This is a genomic window from Pseudomonas sp. 8AS, assembly GCF_902506505.1.
Classification (GTDB): Bacteria; Pseudomonadota; Gammaproteobacteria; order Pseudomonadales; family Pseudomonadaceae; genus Aquipseudomonas.
Map to the genome: position 1 here is coordinate 3,117,679 of NZ_LR733406.1, position 26,088 is coordinate 3,143,766.

25 protein-coding genes are annotated in these 26,088 nt (G+C 63.8%); 5 read left to right on the plus strand and 20 right to left on the minus strand.

The features are described from left to right. The 17 genes from GV001_RS20065 to sdhC form a co-directional block, all read right to left on the minus strand. Window positions 1–182 (minus strand): hypothetical protein (locus tag GV001_RS20065; protein ID WP_218583035.1); only part of this gene is annotated, 182 nt, incomplete at its 3' end. Between the two features lie 472 nt (window positions 183–654). Then, window positions 655–2,241 carry a YdgA family protein gene (locus tag GV001_RS14525; protein ID WP_160081042.1) on the minus strand — a complete coding sequence of 529 codons (1,587 nt, stop codon included), beginning with the start codon at window positions 2,239–2,241 and terminating at the stop codon, window positions 655–657. A gap of 262 nt (window positions 2,242–2,503) precedes the next feature. After that, entirely contained in the window at window positions 2,504–3,586 is a 1,083-nt protein-coding gene (locus GV001_RS14530; protein ID WP_160081044.1) for an AI-2E family transporter, read from the minus strand. Window positions 3,587–3,644: 58 nt separating this feature from the next. Beyond that, complete coding sequence (locus tag GV001_RS14535) at window positions 3,645–4,448, minus strand: DUF4892 domain-containing protein (RefSeq protein ID WP_160081046.1); 804 nt, start codon at window positions 4,446–4,448, stop codon at window positions 3,645–3,647. A 7-nt stretch (window positions 4,449–4,455) separates the two neighbouring features. Further along, window positions 4,456–5,109 carry a glutathione S-transferase family protein gene (locus tag GV001_RS14540; RefSeq protein WP_160081048.1) on the minus strand — a complete coding sequence of 218 codons (654 nt, stop codon included), beginning with the start codon at window positions 5,107–5,109 and terminating at the stop codon, window positions 4,456–4,458. 50 nt (window positions 5,110–5,159) lie between these two features. After that, entirely contained in the window at window positions 5,160–6,023 is an 864-nt protein-coding gene (locus GV001_RS14545; protein WP_160081050.1) for an alpha/beta hydrolase, read from the minus strand. Next, a complete protein-coding gene (locus GV001_RS14550) occupies window positions 6,020–6,826 on the minus strand; it encodes an alpha/beta fold hydrolase (protein ID WP_160081052.1) in 807 nt (268 codons plus the stop codon). The genes GV001_RS14545 and GV001_RS14550 overlap by 4 nt, the downstream gene beginning before the upstream one ends. Window positions 6,827–6,962: 136 nt before the next feature. Next, window positions 6,963–8,276 carry a branched-chain amino acid transport system II carrier protein gene (gene brnQ / locus GV001_RS14555; protein ID WP_160081054.1) on the minus strand — a complete coding sequence of 438 codons (1,314 nt, stop codon included), beginning with the start codon at window positions 8,274–8,276 and terminating at the stop codon, window positions 6,963–6,965. Between the two features lie 290 nt (window positions 8,277–8,566). Further along, window positions 8,567–9,454, minus strand: a complete 888-nt coding sequence (gene sucD / locus GV001_RS14560) for a succinate--CoA ligase subunit alpha (protein ID WP_160081056.1) — start codon at window positions 9,452–9,454, stop codon at window positions 8,567–8,569. After that, window positions 9,454–10,620 (minus strand): ADP-forming succinate--CoA ligase subunit beta, encoded by a 1,167-nt coding sequence (gene sucC, locus GV001_RS14565; protein WP_160081058.1) that lies wholly within the window; start codon window positions 10,618–10,620, stop codon window positions 9,454–9,456. Before sucC ends, sucD begins: the two co-directional genes overlap by 1 nt. A gap of 200 nt (window positions 10,621–10,820) precedes the next feature. Beyond that, window positions 10,821–12,257, minus strand: coding sequence for a dihydrolipoyl dehydrogenase (lpdA, locus tag GV001_RS14570; protein WP_160081060.1), 1,437 nt, complete (start codon window positions 12,255–12,257; stop codon window positions 10,821–10,823). 62 nt (window positions 12,258–12,319) lie between these two features. After that, complete coding sequence (odhB, locus tag GV001_RS14575) at window positions 12,320–13,537, minus strand: 2-oxoglutarate dehydrogenase complex dihydrolipoyllysine-residue succinyltransferase (protein WP_160081062.1); 1,218 nt, start codon at window positions 13,535–13,537, stop codon at window positions 12,320–12,322. A 70-nt stretch (window positions 13,538–13,607) separates the two neighbouring features. After that, window positions 13,608–16,439, minus strand: a complete 2,832-nt coding sequence (locus tag GV001_RS14580; protein WP_160081064.1) for a 2-oxoglutarate dehydrogenase E1 component — start codon at window positions 16,437–16,439, stop codon at window positions 13,608–13,610. Between the two features lie 242 nt (window positions 16,440–16,681). After that, window positions 16,682–17,401, minus strand: coding sequence for a succinate dehydrogenase iron-sulfur subunit (locus GV001_RS14585; RefSeq protein WP_160081066.1), 720 nt, complete (start codon window positions 17,399–17,401; stop codon window positions 16,682–16,684). An 11-nt stretch (window positions 17,402–17,412) separates the two neighbouring features. Beyond that, window positions 17,413–19,182, minus strand: a complete 1,770-nt coding sequence (sdhA, locus tag GV001_RS14590) for a succinate dehydrogenase flavoprotein subunit (RefSeq protein WP_160081068.1) — start codon at window positions 19,180–19,182, stop codon at window positions 17,413–17,415. Window positions 19,183–19,185: 3 nt separating this feature from the next. Beyond that, window positions 19,186–19,554: a succinate dehydrogenase, hydrophobic membrane anchor protein gene (sdhD, locus tag GV001_RS14595; protein ID WP_160081070.1), complete on the minus strand. Its 369-nt coding sequence runs from the start codon at window positions 19,552–19,554 to the stop codon at window positions 19,186–19,188. Beyond that, window positions 19,548–19,934 (minus strand): succinate dehydrogenase, cytochrome b556 subunit, encoded by a 387-nt coding sequence (gene sdhC / locus GV001_RS14600; RefSeq protein ID WP_178091828.1) that lies wholly within the window; start codon window positions 19,932–19,934, stop codon window positions 19,548–19,550. The genes sdhD and sdhC overlap by 7 nt, the downstream gene beginning before the upstream one ends. Before the next feature lie 349 nt (window positions 19,935–20,283). On the opposite strand from sdhC, the gene gltA reads away from it, so the two are divergent. Continuing rightward, window positions 20,284–21,573, plus strand: coding sequence for a citrate synthase (gene gltA, locus GV001_RS14605; protein WP_160081072.1), 1,290 nt, complete (start codon window positions 20,284–20,286; stop codon window positions 21,571–21,573). A 58-nt stretch (window positions 21,574–21,631) separates the two neighbouring features. Here the strand turns inward: gltA and GV001_RS14610 are convergent, their stop codons facing one another. After that, window positions 21,632–22,243 (minus strand): START domain-containing protein, encoded by a 612-nt coding sequence (locus GV001_RS14610; RefSeq protein ID WP_160081074.1) that lies wholly within the window; start codon window positions 22,241–22,243, stop codon window positions 21,632–21,634. 54 nt (window positions 22,244–22,297) lie between these two features. Continuing rightward, on the minus strand, window positions 22,298–22,552 hold the full coding sequence (locus tag GV001_RS14615) for a YkgJ family cysteine cluster protein (RefSeq protein ID WP_160081076.1): 255 nt from the start codon (window positions 22,550–22,552) through the stop codon (window positions 22,298–22,300). Between the two features lie 143 nt (window positions 22,553–22,695). Between GV001_RS14615 and GV001_RS14620 the strand changes: the two genes are divergently transcribed. After that, on the plus strand, window positions 22,696–23,037 hold the full coding sequence (locus GV001_RS14620; protein WP_160081078.1) for a DMT family protein: 342 nt from the start codon (window positions 22,696–22,698) through the stop codon (window positions 23,035–23,037). Here GV001_RS14620 and GV001_RS14625 read toward each other — a convergent pair whose 3' ends face one another. Beyond that, complete coding sequence (locus tag GV001_RS14625; protein WP_160081080.1) at window positions 23,038–23,916, minus strand: NAD(P)-dependent oxidoreductase; 879 nt, start codon at window positions 23,914–23,916, stop codon at window positions 23,038–23,040. A gap of 159 nt (window positions 23,917–24,075) precedes the next feature. On the opposite strand from GV001_RS14625, the gene GV001_RS14630 reads away from it, so the two are divergent. The 3 genes from GV001_RS14630 (at window position 24,076) to rhtA (ending at window position 26,031) form a co-directional block, all read left to right on the plus strand. Then, complete coding sequence (locus GV001_RS14630) at window positions 24,076–24,618, plus strand: exonuclease domain-containing protein (protein ID WP_160081082.1); 543 nt, start codon at window positions 24,076–24,078, stop codon at window positions 24,616–24,618. A 162-nt stretch (window positions 24,619–24,780) separates the two neighbouring features. Next, window positions 24,781–25,062, plus strand: coding sequence for a pyrimidine/purine nucleoside phosphorylase (locus GV001_RS14635; RefSeq protein ID WP_160081084.1), 282 nt, complete (start codon window positions 24,781–24,783; stop codon window positions 25,060–25,062). Window positions 25,063–25,146: 84 nt separating this feature from the next. Then, the gene (gene rhtA / locus GV001_RS14640) at window positions 25,147–26,031 is read left to right on the plus strand and encodes a threonine/homoserine exporter RhtA (RefSeq protein ID WP_160081086.1); all 885 of its coding nucleotides are present in this window, start codon (window positions 25,147–25,149) and stop codon (window positions 26,029–26,031) included. Window positions 26,032–26,088 lie beyond the last annotated feature (57 nt).

The window sequence follows — 26,088 nt, forward strand, 5'->3', positions numbered from 1 at the left end:
TCGCAAATAAACTCTTTGAATTCACGAAGAGTTACTTGTGTTGCTGATAATCTTGCGACTAACAGTCTTACTCCACAAGCACCCACACGAATTGCTTGATTCAAGTTGTTAAAGAGCGTTTCGGCGAAGTCTTTCGTCTCAACCGAGGCCGCGAATTCTACAGCAGCCTTTCTTTCTGTCAATCAGTTTCGAAGAATTTTTCGCTTCTTCTCAACCGCTTGCGCCTCCGATCTGCCTTACGCTTCACATCAGCGGGAGGCGAATTCTACAGCATTCAAACTCGCTGTCAACCACCTCTTTCAAGCGTCTTCAGCCCCTTCGAACCGAAGCACCGACAGGATTAAACCACCACCCTGCCAGGCCGGCGCATTCTACTCGAATCCGCCACCAGCACAACCTTTATTTCATCTAACTCTTTGTTTAACAAGGAGTTTTTAGATCAGGCCGCGCTGGAAGAGGTGCGCATTGTATACTTTAAAAACTAGCCGTCAACGCCCTCCCCTCCAAACATCCGCAAATTCATTCAAATGCATGGATCAATCCATGCACAACGCCTTGCGGCAGCACCAAACGAAACTGCCAACCGACCCGCTGACGCGGATGGGTTGGCCGTTGGGACCGACGCAGCGGGTCGCCCCGCAGCCGCCTGGCCGATTACTGCTGCTCGGTGTCGCCTGCGGAAGCTTCGCCTTCTTCCGGCAACTGCTCGTCCAGCATCGGAGCCTCGTCGTCCAGTGCCGGAGCGCCCAGACCACCACCCAGGCCGCCGCCCATGGCCAGGGCCATGCCGACGAACTCCTCTACGGTCATTTTCTTGCCGTTGAAGTCCACCTGGTCGTTGGCGTAGTGCAGGCTGGAAACGATGTCATTGCCCTGCAGGGTCGCCAGCTCGGTGGCCAGCAGCATGCCGCTGGCCATCTCGGTCATCATCTGCGCCTGGTCGGCGATGGCTTCCTGGTCGGTTTCGCCGGAAATCGCCGCCTGGGCACTGACCACGTCACCGATCATAGGCCTGGAGACCACCAGCTTGGCATCGAACTGGCTGATCAGCTGCTTGGCCAGCTCCGGGGCCGGCAGGTCGAGGGATGCCGGCTTGCCGATATCCAGGGCCAGCTTGAAGCTACTCTCGCCATTGGCGGTCTTGAATGCCAGTTTCTCCAGGGCCAGGCCCGGCTTGCCGGCCAGCAGTTGTTCCAGATCGGCCTTGAGCTTGGCTTCCTGCTCGGCGGAAAGCTCCGGCATGCCGGTGGCGCTGCTGGTCTTCTGGTACTGCCAGTCGGCCTGCATCAGCTCGCCGTACAGGGCGATCATCGATTGCAGGGCCTTGCCGTCGAGGTTCTTCAGGCTCCAGACCATCTGCGAGCTGCCGATGTCGCGACCGTCATAGCTGATCATGCCGACGTCATAACTGTAACGGGCGGCGAGGAAGTTGCCGTTTTCCGAGGTCTCGTCGCGCTGCACCACATCCTTCAGCAGCAGCGGCTTGTTGTCGCTGCCGAGCGACAGCGCAATGGCCTTCAGGCGCACTTCGTTGCTGCCCAGGTAGAACTCGCTGCTGCCCTTGCTCAGGTCGCTGTCCAGGCTGAGGTCCTGGAACTCGATGCTCATCGGCGCATCGCCGAGGCTGGAAGTGACTTTCAGGCTGTCCATCTGGCCACGCCCGCTCACATCGCGGCCATCGGCGCTGCTGTCGATGTCGAGGGTCAGGCCGCTGAAGTCGAGGTTGGTGCTTTCATCCAGCGGCAGCTGCAGCGGTTCCAGCTCCAGGGTGCCGCTGACGGAGCGGTCGTAGCCCAGGCTGACCTGGCCATTGAGCGGCGACACGCCCTTGGTCGCGGCAAACCACTTCTCCAGCTCCGGGCTCTGCTCCAGGGCATAGTTGCTGCTGGCCATGACCGGCATCAGCTTGAAGGCCTTCAGGCGCGACAGCGGGAACGGGCCGTGCTCGATGCGGTCGTTGACCACCCACTCCAGGTTGCTCGGCAGCTCGCCGTCCTGCGGGCCGGAGAACTTGATGCGGTAGCGCGCATTGCTGCTGAAAAGTTCGCGATCCAGCGACAGCAGTTCGATCGAGGCATTGACGCCCAGGGCCGGCAGGGCCTTGGCCATTTCGTCGTTGGCTTGCTTGATCGAGGCTTCCAGCGTGGCTGGCAGTTGCTTGCCAGTATACCAGGCCCCGGCCGTGCCCAATGCCCCTAGGGCGACGATGACGCCTACAGCGATGCCTGCAGATTTTTTCATGAGATGACTCGCAGATTGTCCGTTGTGTTGTGTTGGTTCTTCCCTGCGTCCGCGGCCGGCCTCTGATGGAACGTTCCGCGGCCTGAGGCGGGGCGAGCTTGCGCTGCCCGGCTTGGGCTGCCAGGGCAGCCGAAAAGCCGGGCAAGGCTACCATTGGCCGCCGGTCGCGACCAAGGCGGGCCGGCAAGAAATTGCGCAGGATGCCAAGCGGATCGAACAGGTGCAGGCTGCCAGGCGTGGTCGGATGACCACGCGCCGACCGTCAGGCGCGATCATCCTCGCGGGGCATGGCAGCGGCCTGCACCGGCTCCTTCGGCACGCTGTTGACCCAGTCGCCGAGCAGGCTGAAGGCCACGGCCAGCAGGGTCGGGCCGAGGAACAGGCCCATGAAGCCGAAGGCCAGGATGCCGCCGAACACGCCAAGCAGCACCACCACCAGCGGCAGGTTGCCGCCGCGGCTGATCAGGTAGGGCTTGAGCACGTTGTCCACACCACTGATGACGAACATGCCCCAGATGCCGAGAAACACCGCGAAGCCGTATTCGCCCTGGCTGACCAGCCAGGCCGTGGCCGGTACCCAGACCAACGGCGGGCCCATGGGAATCAGGCTGAGGACAAAGGTGACGATAGCCAGCACCAGGGCGCCCGGCACCCCGGCAATGTAGAAACCGATCAGGGCCAGCAGGGCCTGGGCCGCGGCGGTGCCGATCACGCCGTTGACCACCCGCTGCACCGTGCCGGCGACCAGCTCCTGATAATGCTCGGCGCGATCGCCGATCAGGCGCTGCAGCATGCTTTTCACGAAAGCCGCCATCCGCGGGCCGTCGCGGTAGAAGAAGAACACCAGCACCAGGCTCAGGGCCAGTTCGAGCATGCCGCCGCCGATCTGCGCGCTGCGGGCCAGCAACCAGTTGCCAACCTGGCCCAGATAAGGACGGATGGCGGCAAACAGGGCAACGCCCTCCTCGTCGACGCGATTCCACAGGCCGACCAGACGCTCGCCCACCAGCGGCAATTGACCCAGCCAGCCCGGTGGGTCCGGCAGACCATCGACTTGGAAGCCCTTGAACAGCTCGGTGGCATCGCGGACATGATCGGCCAGGTTGAAGCCCAGCCAGACCAGCGGCACCGCCACCAGGATCATCCAGCCGCCGGTCAGCACGGCGGCAGCGGTCGCTTCGCGGCCATTCAACAGGCGGGTTAGCAGGCGCATCAGCGGCCAGCTGGCAAACGCCAGCACGGCGGCCCAGAACAGCGCCGAGAAGAACGGCGCCAACACCCAGGCACAGGCGCCCAGCAGCACCAGCAGGAGGATCTGCACCAACAGGCGGTCATTGTTCAGCATTGCAAAGGTCCTGGAAAAAGATCCCGATGGGCCAGCGGGTGGCCCGTTTCCTTGTCATTCAACGTAATGCTTGCAGCAGCAGTCCGCTGCCGCTCGGCTCCCCCAGTTCCAGGCGAGTGGCGCGTACGCCTTGTTCCTGCAGGGCGGCCCGCCAGGCCGGTGCGTTGGCACCGGACAAACTGACCCGCAGGGTGCTGTCGAGGTTCAAGGTGCGCGCCAGCAATTCGCTCCAGGCCGCATCCGGCGCGCCCAGGTGCGGCAGGGCCAGCTGGCCCTGCTCGCGCAGCTGGCGCAGCAGCGTGGTCGCACCGGGTAGCAGCGCGGCCAGCGAAGTGTTGGCATCCAGCTGTTCCACATGCAGGTAGGCCCGGCGATTGCCGCGGGTGATGCCATACAGGGCCAGCAGGCTGTCCTGCCGTGGCGCCGCCAGGTGCAGCAGCATATAGCTCTGCCGCTCCTCCGGGCCGTACAGCTTGGCATTGGCGAAGATGGCGTTGGCCCACAGGCTGCTGGAGCCGCACTCGCGCCCCTCGCACCAGTACAACAGCTGGGCGCCCTGCCCCAGCAGCGCCTGGCGGGCGGCGTTCAGCGCCTCGCGCGGCGCGTGTTCATCCGGCAGGCGGTAGGTCAGCGCGCGCAGGCGGCCCTCGGCGAGCACCTCCCCCTCCAGGCGCAACTGGCTGCTGATGCGCTGCACCGCTCCCAGCGGATAGCGCCGTTCGAGGATGGCGACATCCCGATAGTCGACGATCTCGCTGCGCGCAAAGCGCGCGAGCACTTCGAGATCCTGGCTGCCGGGCAGGTCCGCGGCCAGCACCGAGGCGCTGGCGAGCAACAGGCAAAAACACAGTCTGGAAAGCATCCGATCCTCAGCGTATCAGCATGGTCTGCGCGGTCTTCACCAGCGCTTCATTGTCCGTGGGCCGTGCCGGCACCTGCAGGCCGCGCTGTACCGCCGGGCGCGCTTCGATTGCTGCCAGCCAGCGTTGCAGGTGCACCAGGCCCTCGAGCGACACACCCGCCCAGTCGTGCACCCGCACCCAGGGAAAGGTGGCGATGTCGGCAATGCTGTAGTCGCCGGCCAGGTATTCGGCCTCCCCCAGGCGCGTATCGAGCACTTCGTAGAGGCGCCGGGTCTCATGCTGGTAACGGTCGATGGCGCCCTGCAGCTTCTCCGGAAAATAGCGGAAGAACACATTGGCCTGGCCCTGCATCGGCCCCACCCCACCCATCTGGAACATCAGCCACTGGATCGCCCGCGAGCGCCCCTTGGCGTCGGCTGGCAGCAGCTGGCCGGCCCTCTCGGCCAGGTAGATCAGGATCGCGCCGGATTCAAACACGGCGAAGCCGTCGTCTACGATGGCCGGGATGCGGCCGTTGGGGTTGATGCGCAGGAACTCGGGAGTCTTCTGCTCCTGCTTGTCGAAGGAGAGCGCGTGCACCCGGTACGGCAGACCAAGCTCCTCCAGGGCGATGGAGACCTTATGGCCATTGGGTGTCGCAGCGGTATAGAGGTCGATCATGCGAGGCTCCAGTAACAGTCCGGCCAGCCTCGGCAGTTGTCAGGGGCAAGTCAAGTGACAGCGAAGAAACGATTGAAACAGTCTGCAACCTGCTGTGCGCCAGCCTCGTCATTGAGGTGCAGGTGATGCCCGCCCGGCAGTCTGTGCACCTCGAACTGCGTACCCTCGATCAGCCCGGCGATGCGTGGTTCGACCGCCATATGCCCGCCTTCGGCCAGCACCAGGCTGACCGGGCACTGCACGCTGCGCACGAACTCCTGGACATGGGCGAAGGTCAGGCGCATCACCGAGGGCAGCGTCAGGCGGATATCGGTGCGCCAGGTATAACCGCCCTGCACCGGCTCCAGGCCGCGCTGGGCCAGCAGTTCGGCGGCCTCGCGGCTGACCGCGACCACGCCCTGCATGCGCGCCTGCACTGCGCGCTCCAGCGTCGGATAGACGGGTTTGCGTTTGTCGCGCACCGCCAGCCGCGCGCGCAGCGCATCGCCCAGGCGCTTGGCGGCACCGTCGGCCTCGCCGGTGTAGGGAATCAGCCCATCGATCAACGCGATGCGCTCGATACGCTCCGGCACGGCGGCGGCCAGCAGGGTCGAGATGATCCCGCCAAGGGAATGGCCTATCAGGCTGAAGCGCTGCCAGCCCAGTTGCTCGGCCACCAGCAGTACATCCTCCAGGTACTCCCACATGCTGTAGCTGGAGTTGCTGGCGTAGTGCCCGGAGTGTCCGTGGCCGGGGAAATCCAGGGCGACGATGCGCAGCCCCTGGAGTTTCGGCGCCAGGCGCGCGTAGGTCATGGCATTGTCTAGCCAGCCATGCAGCGCGATCACCGGAATGCCGTCCTCGGGGCCGAACAGGTGCGCGGCCAACTCCACATGCGCCAGGCTGAAACGGGTTTCCTCGACGCTGAAGGTCATGCGCTGTGCTCCATGCCCTGGCTCTGCCAACGGCTGAACAGTTCGCGCAGCAGGCGCGCGGTGTCCTGCGGGCGCTCCAGGGGGAACATGTGCCCACCCGGCAGGTTGTGGTATTCGCCCCTGGGCACCCGGTTGACCAGGCGCGCATGGTGCGCCAGCACCACCCTGCTCTGCCGGCCACGCACCAGGGCCAGCGGCACCTGCAGCTGTTGCGGGCGGCCCGGGCTGGTGTGCGGCACGCTGCGGTAGATACTGATCTCGGTGGCCGGGTCGAAGCGCAGGCGCAAGCCGTTGTCGTCGGCGCGCAGGCCATGCTCTACGTAGGCATCCAGGCATTCCGGGTCGAAGCGGCTGAACAGGGTCTTGCCGGCGAAGTAGCGGCGCGCCTCGGCCAGATCATTGAAGGCTTCACGGCGGCCCACGGTACGCCCGGCCGGGGTAATCCGGTCGATGAAGCCGAAGCGCTTGGCCGCGCGAATCACCATCTGGTCGACACGGGTCAGCAGCGGCGAGTCGAGCATCACCACGCCGCGATACAGATCGGGACGGCGCAGCGCCGCATGGTAGTGCAGCACGCCACCGAGGGAATGGCCGACACCCCAGACCGGTTGCTGCTGAGCATCGAGGTGGGTGATCAGTTCGTCGACCAGGTTCTGCCAGTTGTCGTCCACCGGAAAGCGCGGATCATGGCCGTGCTGCTCCAGGTGCTGCACCCGGTAGTCCGGTGCCAGGGCGGCAAACAGCTTGCCGTAGGTGGCCGAGGGAAACCCGTTGGCGTGGGCGAAGAATACCGATTGCGACATGACGGCAAGCTACACAGGAAACATGCAGGAATTGTCCGGCAGAGCACGGCGGCCGGCAATCGGCGATCAGCCGTAGATGGGTGGCACAACCGCCAAAAAACAGCAGCGACGCGCCGCAAGGCGCGTCGCAGACGGCTTAACAGGCTTCTACCTGCCCCGCACCGCGCAGCCGGTCGGCTACGGCGGCGAGCAGCAGCGTGACACCCACCGGTACCACCCAGCCCAGCCCCTGTGCAGCCAGCGGCAGGTGGCTGAGGAACTGCGGCACCAGCGCCTGGAACCCGGCGGCGTTGAAGGCATCGGCCAGGCCGAACACCAGGGTCACCAGCATCACCGGGATGAATACCCGCGGCGCCGAACACCAGACGCGGCTGAGCAGGCTCAGGCCAATCAGCACGATGGCCAGCGGATAGAGGCCAACCAGCACCGGTACCGACACGCTGATCAGCTGCGACAGGCCCTGGTTGGCCACCAGCAGGCTGAACAGGCCGAACGCCAGCACCACCTTGCGGTAGGAAACCGGCAGCAACTCGCTGAAGTACTCGCCACAGGCGGTCAGCAGGCCCACCGCGGTGGTCAGGCAGGCCAGGGTGATCACCACCGCCAGCAGCAGGCTGCCCGGGGTGCCGAAGGTGTACTGCACATAGGCGGTGAGGATCTGCACGCCGTTCTGCGCGTCGCCGGCAATCCCCTGGCTGGTGGCACCGAGGTAGAACAGCGCCAGGTAGACCAGCGACAGGCCGATCGCGGCGATCAGCCCGGCGATCACCGAATAGCGCGTGACCAGGCGACCATCGCTTACCCCGCGGCCACGAATGGCGGTGGCGATGACGATGCCGAATACCAATGCGCCGAGGGTATCCATGGTCAGGTAGCCCTGCAGGAAGCCCTGCACCAGTGGCATGGCCTGATAGTCGGCATTACTCTGGCCGATCTCGCCGGCCGGAGCCAACAGCGCTGCGCCACCAAGTACCAGCAAGGCAGCCAGCAGCACCGGCGTAATGAACTTGCCGATGCGGTCGACCAGTTGCCCCGGATTCAGCGAGAGGAACAGCACGGCGGCGAAATAGACCAGCGTGTACAGGCCCAGGGCCAGCGGTTCGTTGCCGACAAAGGGCGCCACGCCCATCTCGAAGGACACCACGGCGGTGCGCGGCGTGGCGAACAGCGGGCCGATGGCCAGGTACACCGCCACGGCAAACAGCGTCCCGGCCTTGCGCCCCAGCGGCGCAGTCAGGCTGTCCATGCCACCGCCGACCCGGGCCAGGGCCACCACGGTCAGCAGCGGCAGACCGACGCCGGTGAGCAAAAAGCCCAGCGCGGCGAGCCACACGTTGTCGCCCGCCGCCATACCGGCGCTGGGCGGGAAGATGATGTTACCGGCGCCCAGGAACAGGGCAAAAGTCATGAAGCCAAGGGCCAGGAGGTCGAGGCTTTTCAGGCGAGTCATAGCAGGAAGTACCACAGGCAGGATTTCAGGGAAAAACAGCAGGGTTTCCGCTGGGTTGGGAAACGTCACCGCCCCGGTTCGGGGGCTGTCACTCAGGTTTCACGGCCGACCCTTGTGGGGCTGGGCGGGAAATAGTTGCAAGACTAACGATTTTCCCCAGACCTCGCGGCGGGCAGCGGTCGAGCTGTCGTTCAGACGCAAAAAACTGTCGCCTCGGCACAAGTTTCTGACCGCAGCGGCAGAAAAGAAAAAGGCCACCCGAAGGTGGCCTCTTTCCGCTCAAGTCAGCCTCAGGCCTTCTTGACTTCCCAACCGGTCAGCTCGGCCAGGGCCTTGCCGATGTCGGCCAGGGAACGCACGGTTTTCACACCGGCGTCCTGCAGGGCAGCGAACTTCTCGTCCGCAGTGCCCTTGCCACCGGAGATGATGGCACCGGCGTGGCCCATGCGCTTGCCGGGCGGCGCGGTGACGCCAGCGATGTAGGACACCACCGGCTTGGTCACGTTGGCCTTGATGAAGGCAGCGGCTTCTTCTTCGGCCGAACCGCCGATCTCGCCGATCATCACGATCGCCTCGGTCTTCGGGTCTTCCTGGAACAGCTTCAGGATGTCGATGAAGTTGGAGCCCGGGATCGGGTCACCACCGATGCCGACGCAGGTGGACTGACCGAAACCGGCGTCAGTGGTCTGCTTCACGGCTTCATAGGTCAGGGTGCCGGAACGCGAGACGATGCCGACCTTGCCTGGCAGGTGGATGTGACCGGGCATGATGCCGATCTTGCACTCGCCGGGAGTGATCACGCCTGGGCAGTTCGGGCCGATCAGGGTCACGCCCAGCTCGTCGCACTTGACCTTGGCTTCCAGCATGTCGATGGTCGCGATGCCTTCGGTGATGCAGACGATCAGCTTGATGCCGCCGAAAGCTGCTTCCAGGATCGAGTCCTTGCAGAACGGAGCCGGAACGTAGATCACCGAAGCGGTGGCGCCGGTGGTCTCAACGGCTTCCTTGACGGTGTTGAACACCGGCAGGCCCAGGTGCGTGGTGCCGCCCTTGCCCGGGGTCACGCCGCCAACCATCTGGGTGCCGTAGGCGATGGCTTGTTCGGAGTGGAATGTACCTTGCGAGCCGGTGAAGCCCTGGCAGATGACTTTGGTGTCTTTATTGATCAGGACGCTCATTACTTGCCCTCCGCAGCTTTGACGACTTGCTCGGCAGCGTCGGTCAGGCTGGTTGCCGCGATGATGTTCAGGCCGCTTTCGGCCAGGACCTTGGCGCCCAGTTCGGCGTTGTTGCCTTCCAGACGAACCACGACCGGAATCTTCACGCCGACTTCTTTAACGGCGCCGATGATGCCTTCGGCAATCATGTCGCAGCGCACGATGCCGCCGAAGATGTTGACCAGCACGGCCGCGACGTTGCTGTCGGACAGGATGATCTTGAACGCTTCGGTTACGCGCTCTTTGGTCGCGCCGCCACCTACGTCGAGGAAGTTGGCTGGCTTGCCGCCGTGCAGGTTGACAATGTCCATGGTACCCATGGCCAGGCCGGCACCGTTGACCATGCAGCCGATGTTGCCTTCCAGAGCTACGTAGTTCAGTTCGAACTTGGCAGCGTGGGCTTCGCGCGGATCGTCCTGCGACGGGTCATGCATGGCGCGCAGCTTCGGCTGGCGGTACATGGCGTTGCTGTCGATATTGATCTTGGCGTCCAGGCAGTGCAGGTTGCCGTCTTTCTTGATCACCAGCGGGTTCACTTCCAGCAGCGCCAGGTCGTAGTCCTGGAACAGCTTGGCCAGGCCCACGAAGATGTGGGTGAACTGCTTGATCTGGTCGCCTTTCAGGCCCAGCTGGAAAGCCAGCTCGCGGCCCTGGTACGGCTGCGCGCCGACCAGCGGGTCGATGGTGGCCTTGAGGATCTTCTCGGGAGTGTCGTGGGCGACTTTCTCGATGTCCACGCCACCTTCGGTGGAAGCCATGAACACGATACGGCGGCTGGAACGGTCGACGACAGCGCCGAGGTACAGTTCCTTGTCGATGTCGGTGCACGACTCGACCAGGATCTTGCTGACCGGCTGACCATTGGCGTCAGTCTGGTAGGTCACCAGACGCTTGCCCAGCCACTGGGCGGCGAACGCCTTGGCGTCTTCCTTGTTACGCACCAGCTTGACGCCGCCCGCTTTGCCGCGGCCGCCGGCGTGCACCTGGGCTTTGACAACCCACTCGCTGCCACCGATCTTGTCGCAAGCCGCAGCCGCGTCTTCCGGGGTGTCAACGGCGAAACCAGTGGATACCGGCAGGCCGTACTCAGCGAACAGCTGCTTACCCTGATACTCGTGAAGATTCATGCTTATCTACCGTTCTTCGTTTAGGTATTGCGCATTCGACGCTGCGCTCGAAGGCGCCGCGCCACCTTTGACTGCTCTGGTTAGCAGTCCAGGCGGACATTCCTGCGCCAGGCCGTGTAGGTCTGCCGCGGGCCGCCCGCCTTGGTTTTCCTGCGATTGAACGCCCGACCGAAGCCAGGCGCTGCATTCTCTAACGTTGCTTAGCGCTTCTTGCGGTTGGCGATGTGGATGGCATGGCCATTCACGGCCAGGGCCGCTTCGTGCAGGGCTTCGGACAGGGTCGGGTGCGAGAACACCATCATGCCCAGGTCTTCGGCGCTGGTGCCGAATTCCATGCCGATCGCACCCTGCTGCACCAGTTCGGCAGCGCTTGGGCCGATCACGTGGACGCCCAGCACGCGGTCGGTCTTGGCATCGGCGATGACCTTGACCAGACCGGCGGTGTCGTTGGCAGCCATGGCGCGACCGCTGGCGGCGAACGGGAAAGTACCGACGTTGATTTCAACGCCCTCGCCTTTCAGCTGCTGCTCGGTCTTGCCGACCCAGGCGATTTCCGGGTGGGTGTAGATCACGGACGGGATCAGGTCGTAGTTCATCTGGGCTTTGTGGCCCTTGATGCGCTCGGCAACCATCACGCCCTCTTCCGAGGCCTTGTGCGCCAGCATCGCGCCACGCACCACGTCACCGATGGCGTAAACGCCCGGCACGCTGGTTTCGCACTGGTCGTTGACGAAGATGAAACCACGCTCGTCGAGGGTCACACCGCTGTCGGCGGCCAGCAGGTTGGTGGTTACCGGACGACGGCCGACCGCGACGATCAGCTTGTCGAAGGTCAGCTTCTGCTCGCCGTTGGCGTCGGTGAAGGTCACGGTGACCTGCTTCTTCTTCACTTCGCTGCCAGTGACGCGGGCACCCAGGCGGATATCCAGGCCCTGCTTGCCGAGGATCTTCAGGGCTTCCTTGGCGATCTGCTCGTCGGCGGCGGCGAGGAACTTGTCCATGGCTTCCAGCACGGTGACTTCGGCGCCCAGGCGGGCCCACACCGAACCCAGCTCCAGACCGATCACGCCGGCGCCGATCACGCCCAGCTTCTTCGGCACGGCCTGGAATTCCAGGGCGCCGGTGGAATCGACGATCACGTCCTGATCGACCGGGGCCGGCGGGATGTCGACCGGGCGCGAGCCGGAGGCGAGGATCACGTTCTCGGCTTCGACGATCTCAACCTTGCCGTCAGTGCCGGTAACTTCAACCTTCTTGCCAGCCAGCAGCTTGCCGTGGCCTTCCAGCAGGGTCACACCGTTGGACTTGAACAGGCCAGCGACGCCGCCAGTCAGGTTCTTGATGATGGTGTTCTTGCGCGCGACCATCTGCGGTACGTCGATGGTGACGCCCTTGGCTTCGATGCCATGGACTTTGAAGCCTTCGTGGGCCTCATGGTACTTGTAGGAGCTGTCCAGCAGCGCCTTCGACGGAATGCAGCCGACGTTCAAGCAGGTGCCACCGAGGGCGACCTTGCCGTCCTTGTCCTGGTACTTCTCGATGCAGGCGGTCTTCAGACCAAGCTGCGCGGCCTTGATGGCGGCCACGTAGCCCCCTGGGCCCGCGCCAATCACTACCACGTCGAATTTCTGGGTCATAACTCATTCCTTCTCGGATAAAACCGGGCGGTCCCTTGTGAGGACCGCCGCGTGCACAGGGATCAGATGTCCAGCAGCAGACGAGCCGGGTCTTCCAGCAGGTTCTTGATGGTCACCAGGAAGCTGACCGCTTCCTTGCCGTCGATCAGACGGTGATCGTAGGACAGTGCCAGGTACATCATCGGACGGATAACCACCTGACCGTTGATGGCCACCGGGCGCTGGATGATGTTGTGCATGCCCAGAATCGCGGCCTGCGGCGGGTTGACGATCGGAGTCGACATCATCGAACCGAAGGTACCGCCGTTGGTGATGGTGAAGGTGCCACCGGTCATCTCTTCGATGGACAGCTTGCCGTCACGGGCCTTCTTGCCGAAGGTGGCGATGCCATTCTCGACTTCGGCCAGGCTCATCAGCTCGGCGTTGCGCAGCACCGGAACCACCAGGCCACGGTCGCTGGACACGGCCACGCCGATGTCCTGGTAGCCGTGGTAGACGATGTCGTTGCCGTCGATCGAGGCGTTGACCGCCGGGAAACGCTTCAGCGCCTCGACAGCGGCCTTGACGAAGAACGACATGAAGCCCAGGCGCACGCCGTTGTGGGTCTTCTCGAACAGGTCCTTGTACTTCGAACGCAGGGCCATGACTTCATGCATGTCCACTTCGTTGAAGGTGGTCAGCATGGCCATGGTGGACTGGGCCTCGACCAGGCGCTCGGCGACCTTGGCACGCAGGCGGGTCATCGGTACGCGCTTCTCGACGCGGTCGCCAACGGCGAACACCGGCGCATCACCAGCCGGAGCGGCCGACTTGGCGGCAGCGGCCGGAGCGGACTTCTTCGCAGCAACGGCAGCCACGGCGTCTTCCTTGGTCACGCGACCACCTTTGCCGGTACCGCTGATGCTGTTCGGATCGATACCGCCCTCTTCGGCGATCTTGCGTGCGGCCGGCGACAGGATCGCGTCGTCATCGCTTGCGGCCGGAGCGGCGGCAGAAGCGGCAACCGGAGCGGCAGCAGCCGGGGCAGCGGCTACGGCGGCGCCAGCGGCACCCAGCATGCCCAGCAGTTCGCCGGAGAGCACGGTGTCGCCTTCGTTCTTGACGATTTCGGCGAGCACGCCGTCGGCTTCGGCGAGGACTTCCAACACCACCTTGTCGGTTTCGATGTCGACGATCAGCTCATCACGCTTGACGGCGTCGCCCGGCTTCTTGTGCCAGGTGGCAACGGTGCCGTCGGCAACCGACTCCGGGAAGGTTGGGGCTTTGATCTCGATAGCCATTCTGTGTGTTTCCTTAAATTCGGTTTCATCGATGAGGGGCTACCCGTGCAGCCCCTCGTACGCGACGGCGTTAAACGTTAAAAGCGTCCTGCAGCAGTTTTTCCTGCTGCTCGGCGTGCATCGAAGCGTAGCCACAAGCCGGGGCCGCAGAAGCGTCGCGGCCGGCATACTCGAGGAACAGGGCCTTCTTGTGCGCGGATGCGACGCGACGCATGTGGTGCTGGCTGCAATACCAGGCACCCTGGTTCATCGGCTCTTCCTGGCACCAGACGATGTGCTTGAGGTACTTGTACGGCGCCAGGGCTTCGGTCAGGTCCTCTTCCGGGAACGGATAGAGCTGCTCGATGCGCACTATGGCGATGTCTTCGCGACCTTCGGCACGCCGCTTGGCCAGCAGGTCGTAGTAGACCTTGCCGCTGCACAGGATCAGGCGTTCGACTTTCTTCGGATCGATCGGGTCGACCTCGGGAATCACGGTCTGGAACGAACCGTCGGCCAGCTCTTCCAGAGTCGAGATAGCCAGTGGATGCCGCAGCAGGGACTTGGGCGTCAATACGACCAATGGTTTGCGCAGTGGACGGATCACCTGGCGACGCAGCAGATGGTAGATCTGCGCCGGGGTGGTCGGCACCGCCACCTGCATGTTGTGCTCGGCGCACAGCTGCAGGTAACGCTCCAGACGCGCGGAGCTGTGCTCTGGGCCCTGCCCTTCATAACCGTGCGGCAGCAGCATGGTCAGACCGCACAGACGGCCCCACTTGTGCTCGCCACTGGAGATGAACTGGTCGAACACCACCTGGGCGCCGTTGGCGAAGTCGCCGAACTGGGCTTCCCAGATCACCAGCGCGTTGGGCACGGTGGTCGAGTAGCCGTATTCGAAGGCCAGTACGGCTTCTTCCGAGAGGAAGGAGTCGTACAGCTGGAAGCGCGGCTGACCTTCGAACAGGTTCTGCAGCGGCAGGTAGGTAGTCGCGTCCTTCTGATTGTGCAGCGCCGCATGGCGGTGCGAGAAGGTGCCGCGGCCGACGTCCTGGCCGGTGATGCGCACCGGGTGACCTTCATGCAGCAGCGTGGCGTAAGCCAGGTTCTCGGCATAGCCCCAGTTGATCGGCATTGCGCCGGCGGTCATCTTGACCCGGTCTTCCAGGACCTTGGCCACCTGGCGTTGCAGAACCAGGCCTTCCGGCAGGAGCAGCAGCTTGCCGGCCAGATCCTGCAGGGTCTTCAGCTCGCAACGGGTGTCGTGACGAGCCGTCCAGGCATGACCCAGGTACGGACGCCAGTCGACGAACAGTTCCTTGTTCGGCTCTTTGACCAGGCTCTTGACCACGTGCTGGCCGTTGTCCAGCGCATTGCGGTACTCGTCGATCTTGGCCTGCACGCGCTCGGCATCCAGGCGGGCGCTTTGGATCAGGCTGTCGGCATAGAGTTCACGGGTGGTGCGCTGCTTGGCGATCTGCTGATACATCAGCGGCTGGGTACCACTCGGCTCGTCGGCCTCGTTGTGACCGCGGCGACGGTAGCAGACCAGGTCGATGACCACGTCGCGCTTGAACTGCATGCGGTAGTCGACGGCCAGCTGGGTGACAAACAGCACGGCTTCCGGATCATCGCCATTCACATGGAAGATCGGCGCCTGGATCATCTTCGCCACGTCGGTGCAGTACTCGGTGGAGCGCGAGTCTTCCGGACGGCTGGTGGTGAAGCCGACCTGGTTGTTGATCACCAGGTGGATGGTGCCGCCAGTCTTGTAGCCGCGGGTCTGCGACATCTGGAAGGTTTCCATGACCACGCCCTGACCGGCGAATGCCGCGTCACCGTGGATGGAGATCGGCAGTACGCTGTCGCCGTTCGGGTCGCTGCGGCGATCCTGACGGGCGCGCACGGAACCCTCGACCACCGGGGAGACGATCTCCAGGTGCGACGGGTTGAACGCCAGCGCCAGGTGCACTTCGCCGCCCGGCGTCATGACGTTGGAGGAGAAGCCCTGGTGGTATTTCACGTCACCGGAGGACAGGCCTTCGGTCTTCTTGCCTTCGAACTCGTCGAACAGGTCGCGCGGGTTCTTGCCGAAGGTGTTGACCAGCACGTTGAGACGGCCGCGGTGGGCCATGCCGATGACAATTTCCTTGGTGCCGTAGGAGCCGGAGCGCTGGATGATCTCGTCCAGCAGCGGAATCAGGCTCTCGCCGCCTTCCAGACCGAAACGCTTGGTACCCGGGTACTTGGTGCCCAGGTATTTCTCCAGGCCTTCGGCAGCGGTCAGGCGCTCGAGCAGGTGACCCTGCACGTCCACGGAGAAGGCCGGACGGCCGCGCACGCTTTCCAGACGCTGGGCGAACCACTTGCGCTGCTCGGAATCGACGATATGGGTGAACTCGGCGCCAATGGTGCGGCAATATGTCTGCTGCAGCGCTTCAAAGATTTCCCGTAGAGTCGCCTCTTCCTTGCCGATGTAAAGCTCACCGGTACGGAAAGTGGTATCGAGGTCGGCGTTGGTCAGACCATAGTGGTTGATCGCCAGGTCAGCCGGAGCCGGACGCTTCCACAGACCCAGCGGGTCGAGCGTCGCAGCCTGATGGCCACGCATGCGGTATGCCTGAATCAGACGCAGGACTTCCACCTGCTTCTTCTCGTGCTCACTGCTCACGCTACCGGCGGACACCGGTTGGGCGCGACGCTGGTTCTTGGCCAGCAGCACGAAATGATCGCGGACTGTCGAGTGCGAAACGTCGGTGGCGGCATTGCCGTCAGTCGGCAATTTCTGGAAATAGGTGCGCCACTCTTCTGGCACAGCGTTGGGATCGTGCAGGTAGAGCTCGTAGAGCTCTTCCACATAGGCAGCGTTACCACCGGATAGGTGGGCACTGTCCCACATGCGCTGCATCACGCTTTCTTGCATGCTTGGTCACCCTCGGTAAGGGGACACCACCGGCGTGGAGGCCGTAGTTGTGACTTGCAGTCCTGAAGCAGCGACGGGTAAGCCACTACGGATCCCGCAGATAGTCCGGGCACCAGCCCGGATGCCCCTGCTGGTCGTCAATTTCTTTTCAAGTAAGAACCGTGGCTTTGTGAGCTGGCGGTTCTGGTTTACTGCGGCGCCGGAGTTACTCCGGCGCCGCAGGTGTCACGGGTAAAGCTGAATCAGGTAGCGCTTTGCAGCAGCATGTTGCGTACGTGGCCGATTGCCTTGGTCGGGTTGAGACCTTTCGGGCAAACGTTCACGCAGTTCATGATGCCGCGGCAACGGAACACGCTGAACGGATCGTCCAGCGAGGCCAGACGCTCTGCAGTCTTGGTGTCACGGCTGTCGGCCAGGAAACGGTAGGCCTGCAGCAGTGCAGCGGGACCGAGGAACTTGTCCGGGTTCCACCAGAAGGACGGGCAGCTGGTGGAGCAGCACGCGCACAGGATGCACTCGTACAGACCGTCCAGTTTCTCGCGCTCTTCCGGCGACTGCAGACGCTCGATCGCCGGGGCAGGCGTGTCGTTCTGCAGGAAAGGCTGCACCTTCTCGTATTGCTTGTAGAAGATGCTCATATCGACCACCAGGTCACGAATGACCGGCAAACCTGGCAGCGGACGGATCACCAGCTTGTTGTTCTTCACCACGGTGGAGATCGGGGTGATGCAGGCCAGGCCGTTCTTGCCGCTGATGTTCATGCCGTCGGAACCGCACACGCCTTCGCGGCACGAGCGACGGTAGGAGAAGCCCTCGTCCTGTTCCTTGATCAGGGCCAGCACGTCCAGCACCATCAGGTCCTTGCCGTCGATTTCGACGGTGAATTCCTGCATGAACGGTGCGGCGTCTTTCTCCGGGTTGTAGCGATAAACGCTGACTTGCAAAGTTTTGGCTAACGACATATCGGCCACCCTTAGTAAGTACGGATCTTGGGTTCAAACGCCGGAACGGTCTTCGGCGCGAAGTTGACAGCCCGCTTGGCCACACGTTTCTCGCCTGGGAAGTACAGGGAGTGGCACAGCCAGTTGGTGTCATCGCGATCTTCGAAGTCTTCGCGGGCATGCGCACCACGGGACTCAGTACGAGTGTCCGCAGCAATCGCAGTAGCCTCGGCCACTTCGAGAAGGTTTTGCAGTTCCAGTGCTTCGATACGCGCAGTGTTAAATGCCTGGCTCTTGTCCGCGATCTTGACGGTCGCGATGCGCTCACGCAGGTCGGCCAGCTGGGCAATGCCCTTCTTCATGTATTCGCCGGTACGGAATACACCGAAGTAGTTCTGCATGCAGGCCTGCAGCTCCTTACGCAGCGGGGCCACGTCTTCGCCGCTGCTGCGCTCGTTGACGCCGGACAGACGCTTGAGCGACTGCTCGATGTCGGTTTCGCTGGCGCCACGGACTTCCACGCCTTCTTTCAGCGCTTTTTCCAGGTGCAGGCCGGCGGCACGACCGAACACCACCAGGTCGAGCAGCGAGTTGCCGCCCAGACGGTTGGCACCGTGTACCGATACGCAAGCCACTTCACCCACGGCGAACAGACCGTCGATGATCTTGTCGTTGCCGTTGGCGTCCTGGGTGATGGCCTGGCCATGGATGTTGGTGGCCACGCCGCCCATCATGTAGTGGCAGGTCGGAATCACCGGAACCGGCGCAACAACCGGATCGACATGAGCAAAGGTCTTGGACAGTTCGCAGATGCCCGGCAGACGGCTGTGCAGCACGTCTTCGCCGAGGTGATCGAGCTTCAGCAGCACGTGATCCTTGTCCGGGCCACAGCCGTTGCCGGCGATCACTTCCTTGACCATGGAGCGGGCGACCACGTCGCGGCCGGCCAGGTCCTTGGCGTTCGGCGCGTAACGCTCCATGAAGCGCTCGCCGTGGGCATTGATCAGGTAGCCACCTTCACCGCGGCAGCCTTCGGTGACCAGTACACCGGCGCCGGCGATGCCAGTCGGGTGGAACTGCCACATCTCGATATCCTGCACCGGTACGCCGGCACGCAGGGCCATGCCCACGCCGTCACCGGTGTTGATCAGGGCGTTGGTGGTCGAGGAGTAGATACGACCGGCGCCGCCGGTGGCCAGAACCACGGCCTTGGAGCGGATGTAGACGGTTTCGCCGGTCTCGATGCAGATGGCGATGATGCCGACCACGGCGCCATCCTGGTTCTTCACCAGGTCGACCGCATACCACTCATTGAGGAACGAGGTGCCGGCCTTCAGGTTGGCCTGGTACAGGGTGTGCAGCAGGGCATGACCGGTACGGTCGGCCGCGGCGCAGGTACGAGCAGCCTGGCCACCCTTGCCGAAGTCCTTGGACTGGCCACCGAACGGACGCTGATAGATGCGGCCCTGCTCGGTACGGGAGAACGGCAGGCCCATGTGCTCGAGCTCGAACACGGCCTCCGGACCGACGGAACACATGTATTCGATCGCGTCCTGGTCACCGATGTAGTCGGAGCCCTTGACGGTGTCGTACATGTGCCAGCGCCAATCGTCGTTCGGGTCGTTGGACGCGATGGCACAGGTGATGCCGCCCTGGGCGGAAACGGTGTGCGAACGGGTCGGGAAGACCTTGGTTACTACGGCAGTCTTGTGGCCGCCCTGGGCCAACTGCAGTGCGGCACGCATGCCGGCGCCGCCACCACCAACGATGATGGCGTCATAAGAAAGAGTACGAATAGCCATTGATCAGACACCCCAGAGAATCTGCACGCCCCAGACGAAGAACGCGAACATGGCAATGCCGCAGAACGCCTGGAAGAGGAAACGCACGACAGTCGCCCACCGGCCCAGCGCCATCGGCGTCAGGTAGTCGGTGGAAATGGTCCACATGCCGACCCAGGCGTGTGCGCCGAGGGCCACCAGGGCCAGCAAGCTGAAGATGCGCATCGCAGTGTGGGAAAACAGGCCGTGCCATTCGGCATAGCCAAGACCCGGATTCACCACGAGGAAGCCGATCAGAAAGAGGAAGTAAGCCGCGAGCACGACCGCGGACACACGCTGAGCCATCCAGTCATAGAGGCCCGAACGGGAGAAGTTCGTTACATTGGTTACCATATCCACACCCCTGCCAGCAGGATCACCACCACGGAGACGACGATGACGATTTTGGAGCCCAGCTTGCCGCCTTCCAGCGACTCGCCGACACCCATGTCCATGATCAGATGGCGTACACCGGCCACCAGGTGATACAGCAGAGCGGACAGCAAGCCCCAGACGATCAGCTTGGCCAGCGGACTGGTCAGACACGCCTTGACTTCTGCAAAGCCTTCCTCGGAGGCCAGCGACTTGTCGAGCGCATACAGCAGCACGGCAAGGCCGACGAAGAGGATGACACCGGAAATGCGGTGCAGAATGGACGTATAAGCGGTGATCGGGAGTTTGATGGTCCTGAGATCTAGGTTTACAGGTCGTTGGCTATTCACGGCTTTTTTCACACTAGAGGCCCCTAACAAACAGGGCAAGTTGTCGGGAAGTGCACTGGTCAGGTACCCCTCACCAAGGGAGTGCCAGCCGCCAAAACGCAGGCCCTAAAGCCCCTGACGGCCGGTCGCAGAGTATAGACAGTTAGGCAACTAATGACAACGCAAAGACCCTCGCTAAAAGCGGATTGCGCAGCCTTAATAAATGACGTATTAGCAGCACTTCCACGCACTCAAAACACGGCTGGAAGCCGTCTGCCATCTGGCTTAGGGCAAATTGACATTCGAATTTATGTCTCTATAGTGTTGCGGGCCCTGCGTGGGGGGCTGTCTGATGATTTCAAGCATAAACAGGAGGCCGCACATGGCTGACAAAAAAGCGCAGTTGATCATCGAGGGCAATGCCCCCGTAGAGCTGCCCGTTCTGACCGGCACCGTTGGTCCCGATGTAGTTGACGTACGGGGCTTAACCGCCACGGGTCGCTTCACATTTGATCCTGGCTTTATGTCGACCGCCTCTTGCGAGTCGAAGATCACCTACATCGACGGCGACGCCGGCATCCTGCTGCATCGTGGCTACCCCATCGAGCAACTGGCCGAGAAGTCCGACTACCTGGAAACCTGCTACCTGCTGCTGAACGGCGAACTGCCGACCGCAGAGGAAAAGGCCAAGTTCGTCAGCACCATCAAGAACCACACCATGGTTCACGAGCAGCTGAAGAGCTTCCTCAACGGCTTCCGCCGCGATGCCCACCCAATGGCCATCATGTGCGGCGTAGTCGGCGCCCTCTCCGCCTTCTACCACGACTCCCTGGACATCAACGACCAGCACCACCGTGAAGTCTCGGCCATGCGTCTGGTCGCCAAGATGCCGACCATCGCCGCCATGGCCTACAAGTACTCCATGGGCCAGCCGATGATGTACCCGCGTAACGACCTGAACTACGCGGAAAACTTCCTGCACATGATGTTCAACACCCCGTGCGAGATCAAACCGATCAGCCCGGTACTGGCCAAGGCGATGGACCGCATCTTCGTCCTGCACGCCGACCATGAGCAGAACGCCTCCACCTCCACCGTGCGTCTGGCCGGCTCCTCGGGTGCCAACCCGTTCGCCTGCATCGCCGCCGGTATCGCCGCACTCTGGGGCCCGGCCCACGGCGGCGCCAACGAAGCCGTGCTGAGCATGCTGGACGAGATCGGCAGCGTCGAGAACATCGACAAGTTCATCGCCAAGGCCAAGGACAAGAACGATCCGTTCAAGCTGATGGGCTTCGGTCACCGCGTCTACAAGAACCGCGACCCGCGCGCCACCGTGATGAAGAAGACCTGCGACGAAGTTCTGGCCGAACTGGGCATCAAGAACGACCCGCAACTGGAACTGGCCATGCGCCTGGAAGAGATCGCCCTGACCGATCCGTACTTCAAGGAACGCAACCTGTACCCGAACGTCGACTTCTACTCGGGGATCATCCTCAAGGCGATCGGCATTCCGACCAGCATGTTCACCGTGATCTTCGCCCTGGCGCGTACCGTCGGCTGGATCTCGCACTGGAAGGAAATGCTCTCCAGCCCGTACAAGATTGGCCGTCCGCGCCAGCTGTACACCGGCTACCCGCAGCGCGACTTCGTCGCCCTGGACGAACGCAAGTAACAGTTGCGCTCGAAAAAGGCTGCCTCGGGCAGCCTTTTTTATTTCCGGACTGATTGACTCAGCGCTTTTCCGCCAGGCTGCGCAGGCCGCTCAGAGTATTGAACGGCGCATCCACCACGAAGCTGTTGGCCAGCCAGGAAGGCACGCTGCCGCCAGGCTCGGTATGCACCTGATAGGTCACCTCGACCTCGCCGGCGCCCTTCGGCACGAAGCGCCAGAAGCCCTGCAGGCTGTCCACCCGCACATAGTCCTTGGCCACCGGCAGATACTGCGGTAGGCCTTCGAGCTTGCGCGTCAGGCTGCCATCGGCGCCCTCTTCCGTGACCACATGCAGGATCGAGTCCCGCGCGGTTACCGGCCAGGGCATGTCGAATCGGGTATAGACCCAGCTCTCCCGGCCCTGGTGCTTGAGCAGGCTCTGCTCGGCACAGGCATGGATCCACGGGCAGGAACCCTGCACATCCTCCTGCAGACCGCGCAAGGTGGCGACATCGCTCTTGATGGTGGTCACCCCGCGATAGGCCTTGTACCGGGAGCCCTCGACCGCGCTCAGGTAGATGCGGATACCGTCCGCCTCCTTGGCCAGCTGCCAGTCCTCGGCCTGCGCCACGCCAGCCTGCGCCAGCACAGCCAGGCCACACACTGCAGCCACACGGGTCAATCCAAGCATCATTGCTCCTTAGTACAGACAAGCCGGCCGGCAAAGACACCGACCAGCGAAGAATCACGAGGCGGTGGCCTGCTCCCACCAGCCGAGCAGGCGAATGGCCTCCTCCCGACTCGCGCCGCACACCGCCGGGTCGGCGGCAAAGGCGCCGCACACCGCCGGCCGATCCGGCTGGGCGAAGATGGCGCACAGGTGGTCGAGCGTCAGATGGATACAGCGCTCGCCGGCCGCCTTGCCTTGCGGCATGCCGGGAATCGGCGAACTGATGGAGGGGGCGATACAGCAGGCACCGCAGCCAGCACGGCATTTCATGACAATAAACCCACAACGGACGGATCAACACGACAGTGGCTCGATTTTATCCCCGGCGCTCGAAAAACACAGCAGGCCGCCAGCCGCTTGCGACCGCGCAAGCGGCTGGCTAGGCTGGCCCCTCGTTTTCCGGAGCCCCATCCATGCCCATCTGGCTGCAGACCGCCGCGATGCTGACCCTGTCGAACATCTTCATGACCTTCGCCTGGTATGGCCACCTGAAATCGCTGGGCAGCAAGCCCTGGTACATCGCCGCCCTGATCTGCTGGGGCATCGCCCTGTTCGAGTACCTGATCATGGTACCGGCCAACCGCCTCGGCTACACCGAGCTGTCGGTCGGCCAGCTGAAGATCATGCAGGAAGTCATCACCCTGGCCGTGTTCGTGCCGTTCAGCGTGCTGTACATGCAGCAACCGCTGAAGCTCGACTACCTGTGGGCCGGCCTGTGCCTGCTCGGCGCGGTTTACTTCATCTTCCGCTCCTGATCAGCCCCTGGGGGCCTGCTTGAGCCGCGCCAGCAGGCTGGAAGTGTCCCAGCGCCCGCCGCCCATGGCCTGGACATCGGCGTAGAACTGGTCGACCAGGGCGGTCACCGGCAGTTGTGCGCCGTTGCGCCGCGCCTCGTCCAGCAGGATCGCCAGGTCCTTGCGCATCCAGTCGACGGCGAAGCCGAAGTCGAACTGGCCGGCCAGCATGCTCTGGTGGCGGTTCTCCAGCTGCCAGGACTGCGCGGCGCCCTTGCTGATCACCTCCATCGCCGCATGCCCGTCGAGCCCCGCGCACTGGGCGAAATGCAGGGCCTCGGCCAGCCCCTGGACCAGGCCACCTATGCAGATCTGGTTGACCATCTTGGTCAGCTGGCCGCTACCGATCGGGCCCATCAGCTTGACCATCCTGGCGTAGCTGTCGATCACCGGCGCCGCCCGCTCGTAGAACACCGCCTCGCCACCGACCATCACCGTCAGGGTGCCGTTCTGCGCGCCGGCCTGGCCACCGGAGACCGGCGCATCGAGAAAGCCCAGCTCGCGCTCGGCCGCCAGCACCGCCAGCTCGCGGGCGACCCCCGCCGAAGCCGTGGTGTGATCGACCAGCACGCTGCCCGGCGCCATGCCGGCGAAGGCGCCATCGGGCCCAAGCAGCACGCTGCGCAGGTCATCGTCGTTGCCCACGCAGCTCATCACGAACTCGGCGCCCTGCGCCGCCTCGCGCGGGGTCGGTGCCGACTGGCCGGCGAACTCGGCAAGCCACAGCGCGGCCTTGGCCGGCGAGCGGTTGTACACGCAGACCTCATGCCCTGCCCGCGCCAGATGCCCGGCCATGGGAAAGCCCATCACGCCCAGCCCGATAAACGCCACCTTTGCCATGCTTCACCTCCGCACTGAATGGGCTCAAGCATAGCCTGCCACCCGGGGGGCTCGGCCAGCACAGCGAGACGGAAAAACTGTACGGATGCCCGTCCCAGGCGCTTGGCTTTGCCCAAACGGCGGGGAACTCCCATACTGGCCGGACGCAACGGAGGGCCTATGCCGCATTGGTTGGTAATCGATCTGGAAGCCACCACCGAAGAAGGTGGCTGGCCAGTGGAAGACATGGAAATCATCGAAATCGGCGCCACTCTGGTCGCCGCCGACGGCCGCGAGCTGGATCACTTCCAGCGTTTCGTCCGCCCGCAGCGCCGCCCCTGCCTGACCAGCTTCTGCCGCGAGCTGACACATATCAGCCAGGCCCAGGTCGACGGCGCCGCGCCGCTCGGGGCAATCTGGCCGCAGTTCGAACGCTGGCTGGCCCCCTACCGGGACAAGCTGGCCGGCTGGGGCAGCTGGGGCGACTACGACCGCCGCCAGTTCGTGCTGGAATGGCAACGCCACGGCCTGCAGAGCAGCCTGGAGCGGCTCGCCCACGTCAACCTCAAGCAGCGCTTTGCCGAAGCCCGCCAACTCAAGCGCGCGGTCGGCCTGCACACCGCGTTGCAGCTGGCCGGCCTGAGCTTCCAGGGCCAGCAGCACCGCGCCCTGGAAGACGCCCGCAATACCGCGCGCCTGCTGCCGCTGATCTTCGCCCACTAGAGCGCGCGGACCACCCGACACTACGAATCCGGGCACCGCCACGCTCGCGCCGGCCATGGCGCAAACAGCCTAAAGCGCTGCCGGGGGCCGCAAAGCGGATGACGCCCTCGCCCGCCTTCGGCATACTGGCGGGCCTTTTTTCACCCCTTCGAGGAACCCCGCATGTTCAAGGTCAACGAGTACTTCGACGGCACCGTCAAATCCATCGGCTTCGCCATGAGCGAAGGCCCGGCCACTGTCGGCGTCATGGCTCCCGGCGAATACGAATTCGGCACCAGCCAGCTGGAGATCATGCACGTGGTCGCCGGCGCCCTGACCGTCAAGCTGCCGGGCAGCGACAACTGGGAAACCTTCGCCGCCGGCAGCCAGTTCACCGTGCCGGGCAACAGCAAGTTCCAGCTCAAGGTCGCCGTCGACACCGCCTACCTCTGCGAATATCGCTAAGCGCCGCGGCGGCAGAGAAACCGGCCCTGATGGCCGGTTTTTTCATTTAAGCGCCTGTCTATCCCCGACCCTGCGGACCCCGCCATGCCTCGCGCCAACCCGTTCAGCCTGATCGTCCTGCCCATTGCCCTGCTGCTGGTGGCGATGACCTCCATCCAGGGCGGCGCCTCCCTGGCCAAGAGCCTGTTCCCGCTGGTGGGCGCCGAAGGCACCACCGCGCTGCGCCTGTGCTTCGCCGCCATCATCCTGGCCCTGATCATGCGCCCCTGGCGGGCGCGCCTGAGCCTGGCCTCCTGCCGTTCGCTGCTGGGCTACGGCCTGGCCCTGGGCGGCATGAACCTGCTGTTCTACATGTCGATCAAGACCATTCCGCTGGGTATCGCCGTGGCCCTGGAGTTCACCGGCCCCCTGGGCCTGGCGCTGCTGTCCTCGCGCCGGCTGCTCGACTTCGTATGGATCGCCCTGGCGGTATTCGGTATCTGGCTGCTGCTGCCGACCCAGCAGTCAGCCGCCCCGCTCGATCCGCTGGGCATGGCCCTGGCCTTGGCGGCCGGGCTGTGCTGGGCGCTGTACATCATCTTCGGGCAGCAGGCCGGTGCCGCACACGGCGCGCACACCGTGGCGCTGGGTACTCTGGTCGCGGCGCTGCTGGTGACCCCGGTGGGCCTGTACAGCGCGGGAGGGGCGCTGTTCTCCCTCGACCTGCTGCCGGTGGCGCTGGCCGTCGCCGTGCTGTCGTCGGCACTGCCCTACTCGCTGGAGATGATCGCCCTGACCCGCCTGCCGGCGCGCACCTTCAGCACGCTGATGAGCATGGAGCCAGCGATTGCCGCCCTCTCCGGGCTGCTGTTCCTCGGCGAGCGCCTGGCCGCGCAGCAGTGGCTGGCCATCGGCGCCATCATCCTCGCCTCGGCTGGCGCGGCGGCGACCATCAAGCCCAAGGTGCGCTCACAGCGACTGGAACCCTGAGCTCCGCACCGGGCCTGCCCGCTTCACCCGCACACATGCCGGCCAGCTCGCCGGCAG